The sequence below is a fragment of the Enterobacter sp. UPMP2052 genome, assembly GCF_053709675.1.
The window spans coordinates 1-16,020 of sequence record NZ_JBSKJR010000014.1 but is presented as its reverse complement, the minus strand read 5'-3'; the positions used below and the strand labels follow the sequence as shown (position 1 = coordinate 16,020).

The window sequence follows — 16,020 nt, the reverse complement described above, 5'->3', positions numbered from 1 at the left end:
TATTGTACGTTAAGGTTGTTTTTTAACCTTCTCGACTTTGGCTGGTCTCAGTCGACGAAACTTACCGGAAGCAGGTATCCTGTTGCTTTTCCAGATATAATCACCTGTCAGATTGATGTGCTCCCAGCCTAACGGCGACAAATGCGACAACAGTTGCTCGTTGATCTTCACCCCTTTACGCTTCAGGGCATCGACTGCTCTTTCCATATACACAGTATTCCACAGGGAGATCGCAGCCGTCAGCAGCGTCAGTCCGCTGGCGCGATAGCTCTGATTTTCCGGTTTTCTGTCCCTGATTTCACCCAGCCGGTGCATAAATACCGCCCGCGCCAGTGCGTTACGGGCTTCACCTTTATTCAGTCCCGCCTGGACCCGCCGACGCAGTGCAGGATCGCGGAACCAGTCGAGCATAAACAGCGTTCGCTCAATGCGGCCAATTTCTCTCAGCGCCTTTGCCAGGCCATTTTGTTTGGGATAGCTGGCCAGTTTTTTCAGCATCAGGGATGCTGTTACGGTCCCCTGCTTTATCGAGGTCGCCAGACGAAGCACTTCACGCCAGTGAATCTCGATCTCTTTCAGGTTCAGGCTGGTCGCGGATATCAGCGACTGAAGCGCCGGGTATTGATCCGCTTTCCCTTTGATAAACAGCTTCTTGTCATGGAGATCCCGAATTCTTGGACAGAATGCAAATCCCAGCAGATGCATCAGGGCAAAGACATGATCGGTGAAACCCGCGGTATCGGTGTAATGCTCCCTGATTTCCAGGTCACTTTCGTGGTACAGCAAGCCATCTAGCACATGGGTTGAATCCCTGACCCGACTGATTATGCAGGTGTAAAACGGGCTATATTGATCCGAAATATGGGTATAAAACTGACGTCCAGGCTCTTGCCCGTATTTCGGGTTAACCTGCCCTGCGTAGCGGCCTGAGCTGCCAGTTCTGAAATTCTGTCCGTCTGATGATGATGTTGTCCCGTCTCCCCAGAATGCCGCCAGCGGTCGTTTCCCCTGCGCGTTCACCAGCTCTGCAAGGGCGGCTGAATAGGTTTCGTCGCGGATGTACCATGCCTGGATATCTTCCAGTGATGATTTGGTGCTTCCGGGGCAGGCTTCCGCCATTTTGGTAAGACCAAGATTGATGCCATCCGCAAGGATGGTGGTGAGGAGCTGGCGGATATCGGGACGGGTAATGTCATTTTTTATATGCGAAAAATGTCGGGTAAACGTCGTCCAGCTGTTTACCTCATCGAGAATTTCCGTGATTTTAGGGCGCGGTAGCATGCTGTAAACCAGCTCTGCCAGCGGTGAAACCTGCACCGGAACGCAGTTATCCAGCGGAGAGACTTTTACTCCCCTGTCGGAAATTCCCACATCAGGCAGTTCACCAAGGGCAGCCATGGCATTGACCTCTTCAAGTCTGGACTGAAGCAGAGTCATGCGGCTGGTAATGTACTCATGATAATCAGCAGATACGGGTAGTGGCAGCGCCGGGGTGAGTTTGTCAAAGTCTTTTTCGGGAATGAGGTAATCATCAAAATTTTTGTAGCGGCGTGAGCCTTTAACCCAGATGTCCCCGGAGCGCAGCGCTCCCTTAAGCTCGCTGAGCGCACAAAGTTCATAATACTGCCGGTCAATACCCGCAGGTGTAATCACCACCCTGCGCCAGCTTTCAGGGACAAACTCAAGCGTCGCTGTCGCCGGAACTTTACGTGACTGCTTCCGGTACATATCCTTGATCACAACCAGCGCATCAGCCAGAGGTTGCGCTGCCGGGGTGGAGACTAACTGTAAAGCGGACAACATGCGCGGGGCATATTTCCTTAATGTGCTGTATTTCTCAGTAATAATATGCAGCGGATCAAAATTATTTTTCCTGGCGAGATTGCGTGTTTCCTCCAGACTGGCGACAAATTGAGGCCATGGCAGTATGTTTTCTATGGCGAGCCATGGATCGCCACCGGAATCACGAGCTTCAGACAGTGCCTGGCCGACATCGATGTACTGCCTCAGTTTTGACTGGATCAGCTTTCCGGTCTGCTGGAGGCGCTCAGCCTGTGTTCTTTTGGCTTTGCTGAACAGGCTGTTCAGCATGCGTTCATGCAGCTCAATCACTTCGTCTGTCAGTGTGGCTCTGGCTTCTTCCAGCACGCACACCAGAATCGCATGACGCCGGGCTGCTGAAAATCGGGTCAAATCCCGGCTACTCATCTTTCGGCCTTCCCGCGCCAGTTTCAGCAACCGGTTCTGGTGAATGGTACGATCGATACCCTCCGGTAATGCCAGCGATTCAATACTGCTGAGCCGATCAAGATGTTGCAGTACGTTCTTACCATTGATTTTACCCGGCGGTTGCAGAAGCCATGTCAGCCGGGAAGGCTGATTATCTGAGGACTCAAGCAAATGATCCAGAGCATCCCTGTGAGCCGGGGTTAACGGGGCATTCAGGGTCTGAAATACGATTTTATCGCCGCCAGCCATGGCCTCCGCACAGGTACGCTCCACGACATCAATCGCGGGGATTATCACGTTGTTTTTCCGGAGCCAGACCAGCAGTTCTTCGGCCAGGAGAATACCTTTATCGGTGCGCGTCGGCATCGACAGCAGGTGTGTAATACAGTCCTGCTGTATTTTGCCGGTGAACGCTTTTACGCCAAGATAGCGGTACAGTTCGGTTAAATGTTCGCGTCGCGTGGTTTCCCTGCCGGAAAGGTAAGCAGGCCAGAGATCCCCGGTAAGTTTTAGCCTGCTGGCGATATGCTTCAGCAGCGCATCAGAGGGTGCGATTTTTTTATCCGGGACAAAGCCGACATTTTTTAGATAGCAAAGAAGGACGGCAAAACCAAAACGGCTGGCGGGTTTACGGTGAGCCCTGATAAGCGCCAGATCATGCTCACTAAAATACGCCATTCGCGTCAGCGTTAACTCATCGTCCGGTAATGCCAGTAATGATTCTCTTTCCGACAGAGAAAGAATCTGCCTCCGTGCCATATAGTTTTCCTTGTAAATTATTCCGCGCGATATTTTTAACAAAATTGTTTATCGCATAAGGGTACACCCTGACGCCATAATCAATACGTGACGGCACACAATGAATGACATAACCTATATGCGATAGAGTAAATGCAATAACCTAAATGCGATAATGCGGTGAAAAAATGTTCATCAGAGCTTATTTAAGGGCATCGACGGAAGATCAGTTCGCCGATCGGGCAAAAGAGATGCTGGAGCAGTTCGTTCAGGAGCGGGGGCATAAAATCGCCAGTTACTACCGGGAGAATATCAGCGGGACAAAACTTGACCGCCCGGAGCTGGGCCGCTTACTGATGGACAGTCATCGCAATGATATCCTGCTGGTCGAGCAGATAGACCGGCTGACCCGTCTCAGCAACAGCGACTGGATGACGCTGAAAAAACAGATCGAACAACACGAGCTGCGGATTGTCAGCCTGGATGTCCCCACCTCATGGCAGGCGCTGTCAGAGAAAGATCCTTCGCAGGCTGACCCAGTCACCCGCGCCGTGATAGCCGCCATCAATAACATGCTTATCGATCTGATGGCCGCAATGTCACATAAGGACTGGCTGAGTCGCCGCCATCGCCAGAGACAGGGAATTGAACGGGCCCATACGCTGGGGAAATACCGGGGAAAACAGGCCGATCCGGAACGACATCAGAAGGTGCTGTACTACCGGCAGATAAAAAAGCTCAGCATACGTGAAACGGCAGATGCAACGGGATACAGTCCCTCCCAGATATGCCGTATCCAGGCCCTGTACCGGCAATCGGATTCTGATGCTTCCCCCATATAATGCCAGGGATTATAGCCGCTCATATACTCAGGAATTAATAATGGTAAGAGCCCCGGGCTGCCATGCCGTCAGGAGAGGTCATGACGAAATCAACCAGGATGTGGTATGGAGCCAGTCGCCGCTCTCCATGCGAATTGATGTGAGTTTACGGTAAACGTACTCCTGGTGCGCAAGTATGCAAGTTAATGGGCGTGTCCGGCGCGGTGATTTACAAATATATAGACTCAGCAAAAAACAAACGTATCATAGCTGAGGAGTGCCTTACAGGCTAAAGGAAAAACAGGCAGAACAGGGCAAAGGAGAGGTTAAAGAAAATGAGTATGACCGAAGCTGAAAGCAATAAAGCTGCAAACAGGATGCTGTACCTTTTTATGGCCACTGGCATTGTCCCGCTACTGGTTGTTTTCGCCTTATATTTATATAATCCCGGCTCGCCGCTACTGAATGATATAGCCTCAGGAACTGCAAGTCTGCCCGCAGTAACATCACGGGTAAATCCACTGATGACAAAAGTCATGGATGTCTATTGCAAGACAGCTCCATTCTTTGCATTTGTCCTTTTTATATTTTCATTTGGGAAAAGAAAAATAATCACACCTTACAAACGCCCCCCTCTAATTCGTGCGTGTTTGTTTGGCCCTTTCTTTTATTTTTTTTATGTATACATGCTTTTATTCAGGGATGTAGAGCTAACTACTGCGGGCAGGCCTGTGAAATTAATGTCCGGTAATGATGCAACGTTATTATTGTTTTATATCGGACTGTATCTTTCAGTTTTTTTCATGACTTACTTTATTCTTCTTGTTCCGGTTATTTCATGTAAATTAATTAAAGAAAGGCGGTAATACCGCCTTTCGGTTTCGTTAATGAACAGGTCGAATTAGTTCATTATTTATTTTATCCACTAGTTTATCATCAATCATGGATGCAACTGTGACCGCAACAATAATACCCATTATCCCAACCACTGTTACAGAAGCACCAGCACTTAGAAGCGCGCTCCCGACTATGGCAGAAAATAGCCCCATAGCAATGCTGCCAGCCACGCCGCCCACAATCCATGACTCCACTTCCAGGATCAGTGGCCCCCAGTCTCCTGTTTCGTAGCCGGTGATACTTTTTTCCCGGACCTTCTCAACTTTAATCGCCACGTCTGCGACTTTAAATGCCCGGCTCAGGTTGCCCATTTTATTGGCCAAATCACCGGCATTCACGCTTTTCCATGCACTGACAAGCGCATCTTTATTACCTTTGTTGATCTTCATGTTCGGGTTTGACAAAGCTTTGTTCACCGATTTCATGGCGTCAGGATAGCTTCTCACCGTTCTGCCCTGGAAGTTTTTGAGATTATTTGCAATGTCTTTAGCCACGGAATTATATTTCTGGCCAAGATGTTTGCCAACTTTCTCCCCCATATCTGTGATGATTTCGCTGGCTTTCATCAGAGCTTCTTTTTCATCGTTCCGTTTGAACTCGATGAATTTCTTTACGATATCCCTGACCAGCCGGTTGTGTTTATCTTTCGGTCCGCGCCACTTACTGCTGAAATCGACTTTAATATTATTTATATCGCCGTTAACAGCAGTGGCTTTAAACGGCATTGAGGGAAATGCATTCAGGACCACAATATAGGAATTAACTGATTCAATCTTTATACTCTTCAGTCCCTTTTTATTATCTGATGAGGAATAAGTCCCGGAGACTGAATCAAAACTCCATTCACTGCCACCTGCAGCGTTATTCTGCCCCTGACCATTTCCTCCTGAAGAACCTTTCCCGCCCCCGTTTCCTGTGGGTTTGTTTTTATCCCGCTCCATGCCTCCGGTAATATTTATATGAACCTTTCCGTCAGGGCCTATTGTGCTTGCAGGCCCGTCTTTACCCGGGTTGTAACTCCATCCACCGGTATGTCCCCCGTTTCCGGAAGAACCCGCCCCCCCTCCGGAACCGGAATTACCCGCACCGGGATTCTTACCACCACCAAATGCATTGTTGTGAGCATTATCACCACCGTTACCACTCATAGCCTTTTTCTCCTTAACAGGTAAAGTAATCCATATCTGTATATAAACACATTGTTATACATACAGTACCCTCATGCTAAGTCGGGTTTTTACAGGTGTCAATAGCGCCTGTAAAATGAGCAGTATATGATAAGCGTGCATTACAACCCACTGACGGACATATGGTTTACAAAAAGGAGCTTCCATGAATAAAACATCTGGTGTACTGCTCTGTGCAGTGCTGAGTGTTACTCTGGTGACCACGGCCTGCACTCCTGGTACAAGTGCTGAGCGGCATTCCCGACAGTATGTGCATGCCGCAGATGACGGGTTTAACCCCAATTTTTATGTCAACAAAGCAGACAGTACCCGGCTTATGGTGCCTTTCTTCAGACAGTTTCATGAAATGGGTATAAAGGACAGAGCTGCAGGCGTATCCCGGGAAGAAATGCAACAGCGCGTCAGTCAGTTCCACAGCGAGGAATTCCTGAAATCCATTCAGTCAGAGGAGAAATTTGCAGGCAGAATCTACAACGACAGCAGCACACCGCCACCAAAAGTACTGAAGGCGATGGGCGAAGCAATATCAGCCACATACATGGATGGCTATGACGGAATTGAATAGCAAAGAGGAATGTACGTAATTCCGTACTGATAACGTAAACCAGCTTTTACGTTATCAGTAAAGCACTCAGGACAGTCCAGACGGTCAGAATTCAACCTTAACGTACAATAATTTTCGATATCCAAACTGACCCCATATAGTTTTGGCAACAACTCTCCCCGTTTACGGTTTGACAAAAAACCGTAGTAACGCACCATCTTAAAATGCTTCTCCGGGATATGACTGATGTTGCGCCCGATCATCTCTTCCTGGGTCAGCGTCTGCTGCCGGTACTGCTGTGTACGGTGGGCGTAATAGTGGTGGACCACCGCGCCGCCGCTGTAGTGCCTCAGCTTCGCCGCCGACACCGGGGGCCGTTTCAGGTACCGGCCCAGGTATTTGACGCTACGCCACGCGCCCCGGGTCTTTTTGGCGAAGTGGACCTTCCAGCGGCGTCCGTACTGGGCCTGAAGGTAACGCTGCCACTGTTTTTTATCGCGGATATGCCCCAGCCCCGGCAGGCTGCCGGGGTTAATCAGGTCATAACTGTGGCGAAGCAGCCGGATGACGGCCCCGCGCCAGATTTCCTCCACGGCCTGCTTCTTAAAGAAGAGGTCGCGCCAGGTGCCGTGTTTTACATCGAGCCCACCGCGGGTAACGGAGAGGTGAATGTGTGGATGCTGGTTGAGCTGGCGACCGTAGGTATGCAGGGCACAGAAAATACCGACCTCCACGCCCTGTTTTCTGGCCCAGCGGAGCATGGCGCGGGTGGCGGCACGGAACAGGGCATTGAGCAGAGGCCAGTTATTGTTGAAAAAGGGCCACAGCAGATGGGGCATGGTGAAGGTGATATGCTGCCAGTCGCAGTCTGGAAGGATGTGGCTCTGCTGCGACACCCACTGCTCCGTGGCCTTATGTCCGCAGGAGCTGCAGCCTTTTGATTTACAGGTCTGGCAGAAGAAGCGGGAGTGGGTACAGTCCGGTGAGGCGCAGCAGTATCGCTTCACCCCCATGGCAGCAGTGCCGCAGGCGAGCATGCGCTCGACACAGAGAACGGTCCAGGGGCTGAGAGTGTTCCCGTGTTTATCCATATACCGGTTCCAGCCGTCATCGGTGGTGAAGAGCAGCTTTGCTGGTCGCGGGATATACATGCCGGAGTATTACAGTCCGGGTATTTTTCCGGTGAAACGAAAATCGACATACTGCCCGCAGTCGCAGCCGGGTCTGTCGGCCCAGTTGTCGGTGAATTTGTCCCACGGGTCGAAGGAGACCGGCATTATCTCCAGCTCTGTGCAAGTCATGAACTCATCCAGGGGCATGCTTTTGGTCATCGCGCCATCAATACTGTCGTATCCGGTTTCATCCGCCTCTCCGGGATGTTGCTCAAAGCCGCGGATAATCGTGACCTGTGGCGGATAAAACTGCGTGTCGAGGAAAAACTGAGGGCCGAGGCGGACGCAGTGCTGTATGGCTTCTGCCGGCGTCTCGTAGAAGAACTCATCAGGCTCATGGCCGTCAGTGTCGGGGGGTAAGGTGACCATAAAACGGTTTGGATAAGAGGGAGGGGGAACACGGGCTACAGTGGGTTTACCTGATTTACCGGGTTTGCGTTTTCTGGGGGCTTTGCTGCGGGCCATGCGGATGAATTCCTGCGGAAATTAACATACCGCAGAGTATAAAGCTGTGTGCCGGTCATGAACACCATCGGAACGGCGAAGCCGTGACGCTCGCCCTGAAAGGGCGCTACGTTCTGTTTTGTATAAGGATTCGACACCCATATCAAAACCGGTAACTCTCAACCTTTCAATGCCATGTGTCAGATCAAGTCGCGACTAATACACATCAGCATAGCTGTGACGATGTTTTTTTGATAAGCTCTCACTCATTTTCTTATAACTCACAGATATCTAATAGTATTATTTGATGGAAATGGCAACTTACTGATAAAGACTTAGGCTCATCGTTACTCATACGTTCACTCACCGATCTTTATGGTTGTAATCGATTAAACTAGACAACAAAATGGAATCATAACCAGCCTTTCCAATAAAAAATCAACCGCATAGTTAATGACACTATAGAATACGCATAACAAAATAAATTTGTTATGCGCCCCTTATGTTATTTCATTTATTTTATAATGCAGCTATCTTCATCTGCCTTATCATTCCATATCCAGCGAAATGCATCCCCAGCCAAAGAGGCCATGTGAACATAATTATGCCCCCCATCACCTTGCTCAAATCTATATTCATAGCCCTTATAATCTAAAGATGATGCCATTTGTTCATTAGCTAGTTTCCAGTTACCAAAAACCGTATCGATTTCATTTTTACCATCCTGTAAAAACACTTTTATAGGTTTTTTTTCTTCTTGCCTTACTGCAGAGATATAATGGTCAGAACCACGAATATTAACATAGCTACCTATTGAGGAAATAACTTTCCTGAAGGCATCAGGCCTATGCCAGGCCACACCAAAAGCTCCAGAACCTCCAGAACTAGCCCCCATGACTGCACGGCACTCAGGATCTTTAGCTATATTGTATCTACTCTGAATCAGAGGTAATACCTCATCAACTAAGAAGTTAGCATATTTCCCATCCGCTGAATCATACTCCAAACTTCTATTATCCTTACCACCATAAATAGGTAGCCCATCCCCTTTGCTACCTGGTTCAATAAATAACGCTATAACTGGTGGGATTTGTTTTTGATAAATTAAATTATCTAAGGCATTGGGAACTGGGAATGAATACTTCTTATCCTCCCCATACTCTAAATAAGATTTACCATCTAAGAAAACCATCAATCTTGTAGGTTTTTTATCATTATAACTAGCTGGAATATAAATCCAGTATTTATGCTCTGCATCAGGGTAAGCTTTACTTTTCACCAAAGTATGCTCGGTTATTTCCCCCTTGGGAACACCACTCAAACTTAAAAGTTCAGGCGCTGGTTTATAGTTACCACCATCTTTTAAGTACTGCAATACATCCTTATCAGGAATACCTGGAAAACCAGATTTCAAATGCTCTCTAACCTCATTAAATTCTTTATCATTCATGACATCAACCTGAGCTAGTGAAACTTGTGATAGTATGGAAAAAGATAAAACTGCCATAAAAGCTATTTTTTTTGAAGACTTCATAGAAACCTCAGCTGTGATAATAAATCATTAATCATTTTTTACATATCTACTCATTTTCATTGAACTAGCATCAATACTATTCGTGAATTTTTTTGCGGCCGGTTCGTCAATAAATGAACTCATAGAAACCTCAGCATCCTTAACGCTATCCCAATGAACAATAACCAACCAATCATGGTTATCTCCCACAGCAGACTTCCTTGAAATAAAACCCTTTTGTTTGGAAATATGCTGAATCTCAATATCATGCTCAATTTTATAAAATCCCGCCACCGACACATCAGTTTTTATCTTTAACGTTACAACCTAAACAATATTATCTTTAGCATATGTGTATGCTGAAGTAATTAGTAAAGCACTTGCAACAAGAATAATTTCAGATATTTTCATTTAATTTCCTCTTTTTTGTTTAGAAAAAACTCCTGACTGGATTCAATGATAAGAATCAACTCCTGTAACTTTATAGCGACATCTTTACCAAGTGTTGTAAGGGAATACTCCACATGAGGCGGGATTTCATTAAATGAATGCCTTATTACCATACCATCACACTCAAGTAACTGTAAGTTTTGGGATAGTATTTTTTCACTTATGCCATCAATTTTTCTCTTCAAACCACTAAACCGATGCTTCTCAGATAACAAAGCAACAAGGATAAGAGAGCCCCACTTACTACTTAGGTGCTGCAAAACAGTTCTCGATGGACAACCTTTAGCCATAACATCACAACGGATCCAGTCGCTTTTTTTTATTTCATTTTCTGTTACTTGCTTCTCTTCGCTAGCGTTCAATTACACTTACCTTTTTGTAAGTACTTACCAATAATTTCATTTCATGTATATTAACCAATGAACTGTAAGAATACAACGAAAGAACGATAAATGGAGATGACATGAAAATTGCGATTACAGGATCTACTGGAAAATTAGGGCATCTGGTTATTAACAAACTGAAAGAAGAATTAGCGCCATCACAGATAATTGCTCTGGCAAGAACACCTGAAAAGGCTGATGCTTTTGGCGTCACTGTACGTAAATTTGATTACACGAAGCCAGAAGAACTGGTTGATTCACTAAAAGATGTTGATACATTACTACTTATCTCAGCAAATGAAATTGGGAAGCGTGCAATCCAGCATAAAAATGTTATCAATGCTGCAGTAAAATCCGGCGTGAAGCATATTGTTTATATCAGCTTCTTATATGCTGATAGTTCACCATTAAACCTTGCTCCGGAACATGTTCAGACAGAATTAGATATTAAAAATTCAGGGGTTGATTATACGATCCTTCGTAATGGCTGGTATTCAGAAAATTATACTAATTCAATTAAAACGGCACTGCAACTCGGAGCATTCTATGGCTGTGCAGGTAACGGAAAAATATCATCTGCACCTAGAAAAGATTATGCTGAAGCTGCAGTCATCGCTTTAACACAATACGAGCATAAGGGAAAAACTTATGAGCTTGCCGGGGATGATTTCTATACACTGACAAATCTCTCCGAAGAAATAACCAAGCAAAGTGGAAAAGAAACACCTTACTGTAATCTTTCAGAAGATGATTATTCTTCAGCTTTGAAAAAAGCTGGCCTTCCAAAAGACTTTGCTGATGCAATTGCATCATGGGATACTGGAGCATCAAAAGATGCACTATTCAATGATGAACGCAATCTATCAAAATTAATTGGAAGAAAAACAACACCAATCTCAGATTGTGTAAAAGAAGCGCTGAGTGATATTTAACAAAAAAATTTAATTATTAAGTTGTTATGTTTTAATTGGAGATCTGAGTTACCCCTCTTCATTCCATCTATTGCGATAAGTAAAAATAACGGTTCTTTATGAGCCGTTATTTTATTAGGCGTAGTACTACTCGCAGTGGGGGGCACGCACAGACTGTACAGGTGATCGCGCATTGACCGGTTCTGCACCGCCCGCCGGTACTGTTCCAGGTAATACCAGTCCTGCTTCGGATTATCGATTTTGTTCAGCAGCTGCAAATCCGATTTCGCCAGCAGCCTGCGCGACGATCCTTCCGGCCAGTAGCGTTTATCCTCTTTGTCCTTCACAGCCTGCCCGGACAGCGCCATCACCGTTTCGGTCTGCGTGGTTATCAGGCCCTTCTGTATGTCTCCGATGTTGAATTGAAGGTACACCGGTATATCCTTCGGACAGCAACCCGGAGGGCGTGTCGCGCACCACGCCCTCCGGGTTGCTCAGGAAGCGCGGCTGGTCGTCCGCTGTCAGGCATTCAATGTGCACCTGATAGCGTTTTTCATGCCCGTCCTCTCTGGGGACCTGAAAATACACCAGATGGCCCACCGGGTCCCCGGCCGGGCGGGCACACCACCGTATCAAATTGCAGGGTTTCGCGTGATGGCGGCAGGAACGGGGACCTCCACGCCAGGCGGATGGCGCTATCGCGGGCCGGAATCAGACTCCCCTTGTCGCACACTGTCCACACCCTGTCGCCGGCTTTCAGGCTCATGCAGCCCGTGATCGGCTCCTCCAGCGTGACGTGCGCATACTGCCGCCCGTTGGCCCCGGTCAAGGTGTCGGTATGAATCTCCTTATTCCATGTCACCTGCGTGCCGGGCGGCAGCTCCGCCGCGACCCACTGCCGGGAATAATCCACATACGCCTTCAGGTGCTGGCCGTCAGCGACTTTGAACGCCGTGCTGTCCTGCTCCGGATAGGATAGGCCAGCCATGGCGCAAAGTGCATGTACAGCGTGTAAAAGGTCATGCCGCTTTCTGGAAAAGCAACCGGATATCGTCTTCCGGTAAGTTTCGTCGGCTGAGGCCCGCCAAAGTAGAAAGGTCAAAAAACAACCTTAACGTACAATAGTTTTCGATATCCAAACTGACCCCAATATGACCATCAGGGAAAGCATATGAGCAATGAACCGGGAAGAGGTATATTTGTCGATCAGGCGGCAGAAACCAGGCCTTCTGTCTGGCGCAGAACAGCTAGCTGGATACGTGAGGAGATTCTGCATTCTCTGGGAAGGCCCGCCCGCCTGGAGGGTGCGATTGCTTCCGGGCAGCTAATTCCCTGTCCGATCATCGCCCCTGTCGACACGTTCTGGACACGGTCTGTGGTCTACTGGCAGGACTGGATGTCTTTTTCTCTGTCATCATTTCATTCCCGTCCCTGGACGATCGACTACCGCAAACCGGGCTTCCAGCGCCAGCTTGAAAGCCATGCACTTGCTGTTCCTGAGGTTCAGCAGCTGATTAGCAAAGAAAATGTCCCTCATTTTTCATGCGACATCACGGATATCCGGGGGATTTCGGCCTCGAAATCTATGGATCATGATATCCGGGACATCGATGAGTTTCCCTTACTGAGATGCCGTGAGCTGGCTGAACCCGTGACTGAAGAGCACCTGCAGAAAAATATGCGTCACTGGGAATTACGGCTCGACCGGATGCTGTTTGCTGAATACCCGTGGGCAGAGCGGAGATTCTACTGGCTGAACGACGGTGGCTCACACCATTTTGGCGCTGCCCGCTATCAGGCATGCCGCCTAGGCATTGCGGTTCCACTAACCGGCAGACTCTGTCGCTACGGTGTAAATGTGCCGATGATCTCCGCTATACGTCAGAAATGGCATCTGTTTGCTGTTCCGGCTGATGAACTCTTCGGCAGCTTTTTCGACGCAATGAATGCCTTTGAATGCCCGTTTGGTCATTCCGAATTGCCACGTAACATGCATGATACGGAGAAAGCAGGTGTTGCTCTCAGACTCGCCTGGCTTGAACGAGCCCATCCCAGAGCCAGTGCTGTTGCTGATGTACTCTCTGCTGCAGGCTTTCCGGATTTTGGTAAACAACTGAATCTGCTGGCGATACAAACGGCTGAAACAATATCCCTGGAAGGCCCCTAATCCCGACGGAGTTTAAAATTTCAGTGTCGATCGGTTATTATTCTGACGGAAGCATGCTATGGCCCGGATTAATACCGACGCTAGCTGCCTCGTATAACGAGTTTTGATACAGGGAGTAGGCCAGCTTGACGCTGACAGATAAATCGGGCCATCTTGCATGGTGCGCCCTGGTGGCACTTGCGCTGGCCAGACAGGATAGTGGCGTTCTCTCGCCGGCACAGGAAAATCTCTTTCTTACCCGATGGCTTGCGACTGCGCTTAAGCAACGTCGGTTTTCGCGCGATGTTACACCCGATATTGAATGGCTTCTGAAACAGGGACGCCAGCTGGGCGTCAGCGCGAAGCTGGCCAGCAAGCTGAATTACCTCTGGCGTTCCTGCACAGGTGAGTTGTCCGAGCAGAACGACCTGTTCCGGCTGACGTATGCCCTGGAAACAGCGAAAGATATGCACTGGAACTACCGTCTGCTAAGCGATCGGGAATGGTCCGGCCGGAATGCTGTGGCGCTCAGTGCAGGCGTGAACGGCATTTATCTCTCACGGGCCAACCTCGATGTTGCTTTTGACGACAGCGGCCGACAGATAAATCCGCTGACAGCGCGTCTGACTGGGAACGTAGCGGGGGTGATGAAGCTGTTTAATCGCTGTGGCTGGCAGGCAGAGCCTGAGTCTGGTGCCTCCCTGCCCCACCAGTATTCGCTGATGGCCAGACAGGGAGTGCCAGGAAAGGGGGATTAGTGGCGGATCTGCGCCAGGTCGTCTTCAGTCAGTCCGGTCATTTTCATGACGGTATTACGGTCAATGCCGTTCTGCAGCATGGTACGGGCAATTTTAAGGGTGGCTTCGCGCTCGCCTTTTTCAATGCCGCGTTGTTCACCGAGCTGAATCCCCTTCTCGATGCCCTTCTGTTCAAGCTGTTGTGCGATGGTCATAAGTGCGTCTCCGTGTTGCGGCACACGCTGTGCCAGTTCGCGTACAAAGGCTTCGGCGTCTGATGTTTCGCCTGCCTGCACTATATAGTGTACCAGCGATATTACCTGTGATGAAGACAGATATCCGGCCAGCAAGATGGGCGCCAGTCGGTCAACCAGTTCTGCCAAGTCCCGCTGGTGAATATGCTTTTGCAGTAAAGTCAGTGCGGCCATACTGCGATGGCCAGAGATTTCATCATCCGGAATGACCGTAACGTCTACCAGAGGGAAAGCGCTGCTGTAGAGCTTGCCTGCCAGCGCCGAATCGTCAAACTCATCCAGCCACCGGGTTGAGTACGGATACGGGCTACGTTTACCCGTATAGAACAGCACCGGTATCACCAGAGGCAGCTTTTTATGCCCTGCCTCCAGGTGGCGCTGCATGGCGGCTACCGCATAGCGTATCAGGCGGAAAGCCATATGTTTGTCCGGCGTTGACTGATGCTCGACCAGGACATGAATATATCCGTCACCGGCTGTGGTTTTCAGGCTGTAGAGGACGTCACTGAAATACTGGCGGAGATCTTCCTCTACGAACGAGCCGGACTCCAGCTTCAGTGTGCTGAGATCGCAGACTGAGCGCAGTTCTGCAGGCAGGTGAATTTCCATGAAATCCCTGGCAATATCCGGTTGCGTCAGGAACTGCCTGAACGTGGCATCGTGGGGAGTGGGTGTGCTGCTTTTCTTCTTCATCAGCCTGGCTCTGAAAAATGACCCGGAGATGTTATCACATCCCGGAAAAAGCTAATATTGGCGGTGAACGGAATTGCCATTCCTTCAGGGGATCGTTCCGGGGTGGTTCGGTCCCCTTCTTAAACTTCTTTTCTCATCATCGATTACTACCTTGGGGTTTGGGGAGTAACGGAACAGTAAACGCTGTTAAGCAGTCAATTTAAATGGCAATTTACTTGTTTATCAATGAATTATAAATCTAAAGTATGCTGACAGCAGCCCACAGGACTGCTGTCAGCCAGTTATTACACTACAGCGATCGCCTCAATTTCTATTTTTGCATCCTTGGGTAACCGCGCGACTTCGACACAGGAGCGTGCTGGAAAAGGTGCTCCGTACTTCGTAAAGAAAGCTTCATAAACAACGTTCACAGCGGAAAAATCATTCAGGTCTTTCACAAATACCGTGGTTTTCATGATGTTCGCAACAGTCAGTCCGGCAGCTTCCACTATGGCTCTGACATTCTCCAGGGATTGAAATGTCTGAACTTCTATCGCGGCTGACATCATGCCGGTAAGAGGATCAACCGGTAGCTGCCCGGAGGTTATAACCATGTTTCCCGTGTTCACACCCTGAACGTAAGGGCCAATCGCCACAGGGGCATTTTTTGTATTGATAACAGTCATTACACTATATCTCTCTGCAGTTACATCAAGGTGTTTAACAGAACCAGCGAGCCGACCCCGCTGATAACAACCCAAACCAGCCCAAACCTGAAGCTAATCAACGTGCAGATAATCGCGGCAATAACCTTGGGGTTGTGAAGATCAAACTCCATATGTGAATTGACACCCAGAATCTGGACGGTAATTATTGCGGGTAGAACTGCTACGGGAACAAAGCGAAGCGTCTTTTTCACGCG

At 48.5% G+C, this 16,020-nt stretch carries 17 protein-coding genes and 1 pseudogene; 6 read left to right on the top strand and 12 right to left on the bottom strand.

Annotated elements, in window-relative coordinates:
- Positions 1–9: 9 nt before the first annotated feature.
- Complete coding sequence (locus tag ACWKX3_RS21495) at positions 10–2,988, bottom strand: Tn3 family transposase (protein WP_454542423.1); 2,979 nt, start codon at positions 2,986–2,988, stop codon at positions 10–12.
- Between the two features lie 167 nt (positions 2,989–3,155).
- On the opposite strand from ACWKX3_RS21495, the gene ACWKX3_RS21490 reads away from it, so the two are divergent.
- Together ACWKX3_RS21490 and cui are read left to right on the top strand one after the other, a co-directional pair.
- The gene (locus ACWKX3_RS21490) at positions 3,156–3,809 is read left to right on the top strand and encodes a recombinase family protein (RefSeq protein WP_454542422.1); all 654 of its coding nucleotides are present in this window, start codon (positions 3,156–3,158) and stop codon (positions 3,807–3,809) included.
- A gap of 320 nt (positions 3,810–4,129) precedes the next feature.
- Complete coding sequence (gene cui, locus ACWKX3_RS21485; protein ID WP_454542421.1) at positions 4,130–4,654, top strand: colicin immunity protein Cui; 525 nt, start codon at positions 4,130–4,132, stop codon at positions 4,652–4,654.
- 18 nt (positions 4,655–4,672) lie between these two features.
- Here cui and ACWKX3_RS21480 read toward each other — a convergent pair whose 3' ends face one another.
- Complete coding sequence (locus ACWKX3_RS21480; RefSeq protein ID WP_454542420.1) at positions 4,673–5,833, bottom strand: colicin-like pore-forming protein; 1,161 nt, start codon at positions 5,831–5,833, stop codon at positions 4,673–4,675.
- A 184-nt stretch (positions 5,834–6,017) separates the two neighbouring features.
- On the opposite strand from ACWKX3_RS21480, the gene ACWKX3_RS21475 reads away from it, so the two are divergent.
- Complete coding sequence (locus ACWKX3_RS21475; RefSeq protein WP_454542419.1) at positions 6,018–6,437, top strand: Exc2 family lipoprotein; 420 nt, start codon at positions 6,018–6,020, stop codon at positions 6,435–6,437.
- 134 nt (positions 6,438–6,571) lie between these two features.
- Here the strand turns inward: ACWKX3_RS21475 and ACWKX3_RS21470 are convergent.
- The 5 genes and pseudogenes from ACWKX3_RS21470 to ACWKX3_RS21450 form a co-directional block, all read right to left on the bottom strand.
- Positions 6,572–7,567: pseudogene (locus ACWKX3_RS21470) on the bottom strand (IS91 family transposase); the annotation flags it as partial.
- Positions 7,568–7,576: 9 nt separating this feature from the next.
- Positions 7,577–8,053 carry a hypothetical protein gene (locus tag ACWKX3_RS21465; protein ID WP_454542418.1) on the bottom strand — a complete coding sequence of 159 codons (477 nt, stop codon included), beginning with the start codon at positions 8,051–8,053 and terminating at the stop codon, positions 7,577–7,579.
- A gap of 493 nt (positions 8,054–8,546) precedes the next feature.
- Entirely contained in the window at positions 8,547–9,566 is a 1,020-nt protein-coding gene (locus ACWKX3_RS21460) for an alpha/beta hydrolase (protein WP_454542417.1), read from the bottom strand.
- 27 nt (positions 9,567–9,593) lie between these two features.
- A complete protein-coding gene (locus tag ACWKX3_RS21455; protein WP_454542416.1) occupies positions 9,594–9,839 on the bottom strand; it encodes a hypothetical protein in 246 nt (81 codons plus the stop codon).
- 113 nt (positions 9,840–9,952) lie between these two features.
- Positions 9,953–10,357 carry a winged helix-turn-helix transcriptional regulator gene (locus ACWKX3_RS21450; protein ID WP_233480009.1) on the bottom strand — a complete coding sequence of 135 codons (405 nt, stop codon included), beginning with the start codon at positions 10,355–10,357 and terminating at the stop codon, positions 9,953–9,955.
- 101 nt (positions 10,358–10,458) lie between these two features.
- On the opposite strand from ACWKX3_RS21450, the gene ACWKX3_RS21445 reads away from it, so the two are divergent.
- Positions 10,459–11,310 (top strand): SDR family oxidoreductase, encoded by an 852-nt coding sequence (locus ACWKX3_RS21445; RefSeq protein WP_454542415.1) that lies wholly within the window; start codon positions 10,459–10,461, stop codon positions 11,308–11,310.
- Here the strand turns inward: ACWKX3_RS21445 and ACWKX3_RS21440 are convergent.
- Together ACWKX3_RS21440 and ACWKX3_RS21435 are read right to left on the bottom strand one after the other, a co-directional pair.
- The gene (locus tag ACWKX3_RS21440) at positions 11,307–11,723 is read right to left on the bottom strand and encodes a hypothetical protein (RefSeq protein WP_454542414.1); all 417 of its coding nucleotides are present in this window, start codon (positions 11,721–11,723) and stop codon (positions 11,307–11,309) included. The two genes, ACWKX3_RS21445 and ACWKX3_RS21440, sit on opposite strands and share 4 nt — an antisense overlap.
- 119 nt (positions 11,724–11,842) lie before the next feature.
- Positions 11,843–12,391, bottom strand: coding sequence for a hypothetical protein (locus ACWKX3_RS21435; protein WP_454542484.1), 549 nt, complete (start codon positions 12,389–12,391; stop codon positions 11,843–11,845).
- 69 nt (positions 12,392–12,460) lie between these two features.
- On the opposite strand from ACWKX3_RS21435, the gene ACWKX3_RS21430 reads away from it, so the two are divergent.
- Both ACWKX3_RS21430 and ACWKX3_RS21425 read left to right on the top strand, forming a co-directional pair.
- A complete protein-coding gene (locus ACWKX3_RS21430; protein ID WP_454542413.1) occupies positions 12,461–13,456 on the top strand; it encodes a DUF6685 family protein in 996 nt (331 codons plus the stop codon).
- A gap of 125 nt (positions 13,457–13,581) precedes the next feature.
- Entirely contained in the window at positions 13,582–14,193 is a 612-nt protein-coding gene (locus ACWKX3_RS21425; protein WP_454542412.1) for a DUF2913 family protein, read from the top strand.
- Here ACWKX3_RS21425 and ACWKX3_RS21420 read toward each other — a convergent pair.
- From ACWKX3_RS21420 to ACWKX3_RS21410, 3 genes are all read right to left on the bottom strand, one after another.
- A complete protein-coding gene (locus ACWKX3_RS21420) occupies positions 14,190–15,119 on the bottom strand; it encodes an Rpn family recombination-promoting nuclease/putative transposase (RefSeq protein ID WP_454542411.1) in 930 nt (309 codons plus the stop codon). The two genes, ACWKX3_RS21425 and ACWKX3_RS21420, sit on opposite strands and share 4 nt — an antisense overlap.
- A gap of 284 nt (positions 15,120–15,403) precedes the next feature.
- A complete protein-coding gene (locus ACWKX3_RS21415; protein WP_454542410.1) occupies positions 15,404–15,784 on the bottom strand; it encodes a RidA family protein in 381 nt (126 codons plus the stop codon).
- 20 nt (positions 15,785–15,804) lie between these two features.
- Positions 15,805–16,020, bottom strand: a 216-nt coding sequence (locus tag ACWKX3_RS21410) for an AzlD domain-containing protein (RefSeq protein ID WP_454542409.1), incomplete at its 5' end; no start/stop codon positions are given.

What these genes read in the sequence shown, in the direction of transcription:
- ACWKX3_RS21495 (WP_454542423.1), bottom strand. Translation starts at nt 2,988, where the DNA reads ATGGCACGGAGGCAGATTCTTTCTCTGTCGGAAAGAGAATCATTACTG.
- ACWKX3_RS21420 (WP_454542411.1), bottom strand. Translation starts at nt 15,119, where the DNA reads ATGAAGAAGAAAAGCAGCACACCCACTCCCCACGATGCCACGTTCAGG.
- ACWKX3_RS21445 (WP_454542415.1), top strand. Translation starts at nt 10,459, where the DNA reads ATGAAAATTGCGATTACAGGATCTACTGGAAAATTAGGGCATCTGGTT.
- ACWKX3_RS21430 (WP_454542413.1), top strand. Translation starts at nt 12,461, where the DNA reads ATGAGCAATGAACCGGGAAGAGGTATATTTGTCGATCAGGCGGCAGAA.
- ACWKX3_RS21460 (WP_454542417.1), bottom strand. Translation starts at nt 9,566, where the DNA reads ATGAAGTCTTCAAAAAAAATAGCTTTTATGGCAGTTTTATCTTTTTCC.
- ACWKX3_RS21480 (WP_454542420.1), bottom strand. Translation starts at nt 5,833, where the DNA reads ATGAGTGGTAACGGTGGTGATAATGCTCACAACAATGCATTTGGTGGT.
- cui (WP_454542421.1), top strand. Translation starts at nt 4,130, where the DNA reads ATGACCGAAGCTGAAAGCAATAAAGCTGCAAACAGGATGCTGTACCTT.
- ACWKX3_RS21465 (WP_454542418.1), bottom strand. Translation starts at nt 8,053, where the DNA reads ATGGCCCGCAGCAAAGCCCCCAGAAAACGCAAACCCGGTAAATCAGGT.
- ACWKX3_RS21415 (WP_454542410.1), bottom strand. Translation starts at nt 15,784, where the DNA reads ATGACTGTTATCAATACAAAAAATGCCCCTGTGGCGATTGGCCCTTAC.
- ACWKX3_RS21475 (WP_454542419.1), top strand. Translation starts at nt 6,018, where the DNA reads ATGAATAAAACATCTGGTGTACTGCTCTGTGCAGTGCTGAGTGTTACT.
- ACWKX3_RS21490 (WP_454542422.1), top strand. Translation starts at nt 3,156, where the DNA reads ATGTTCATCAGAGCTTATTTAAGGGCATCGACGGAAGATCAGTTCGCC.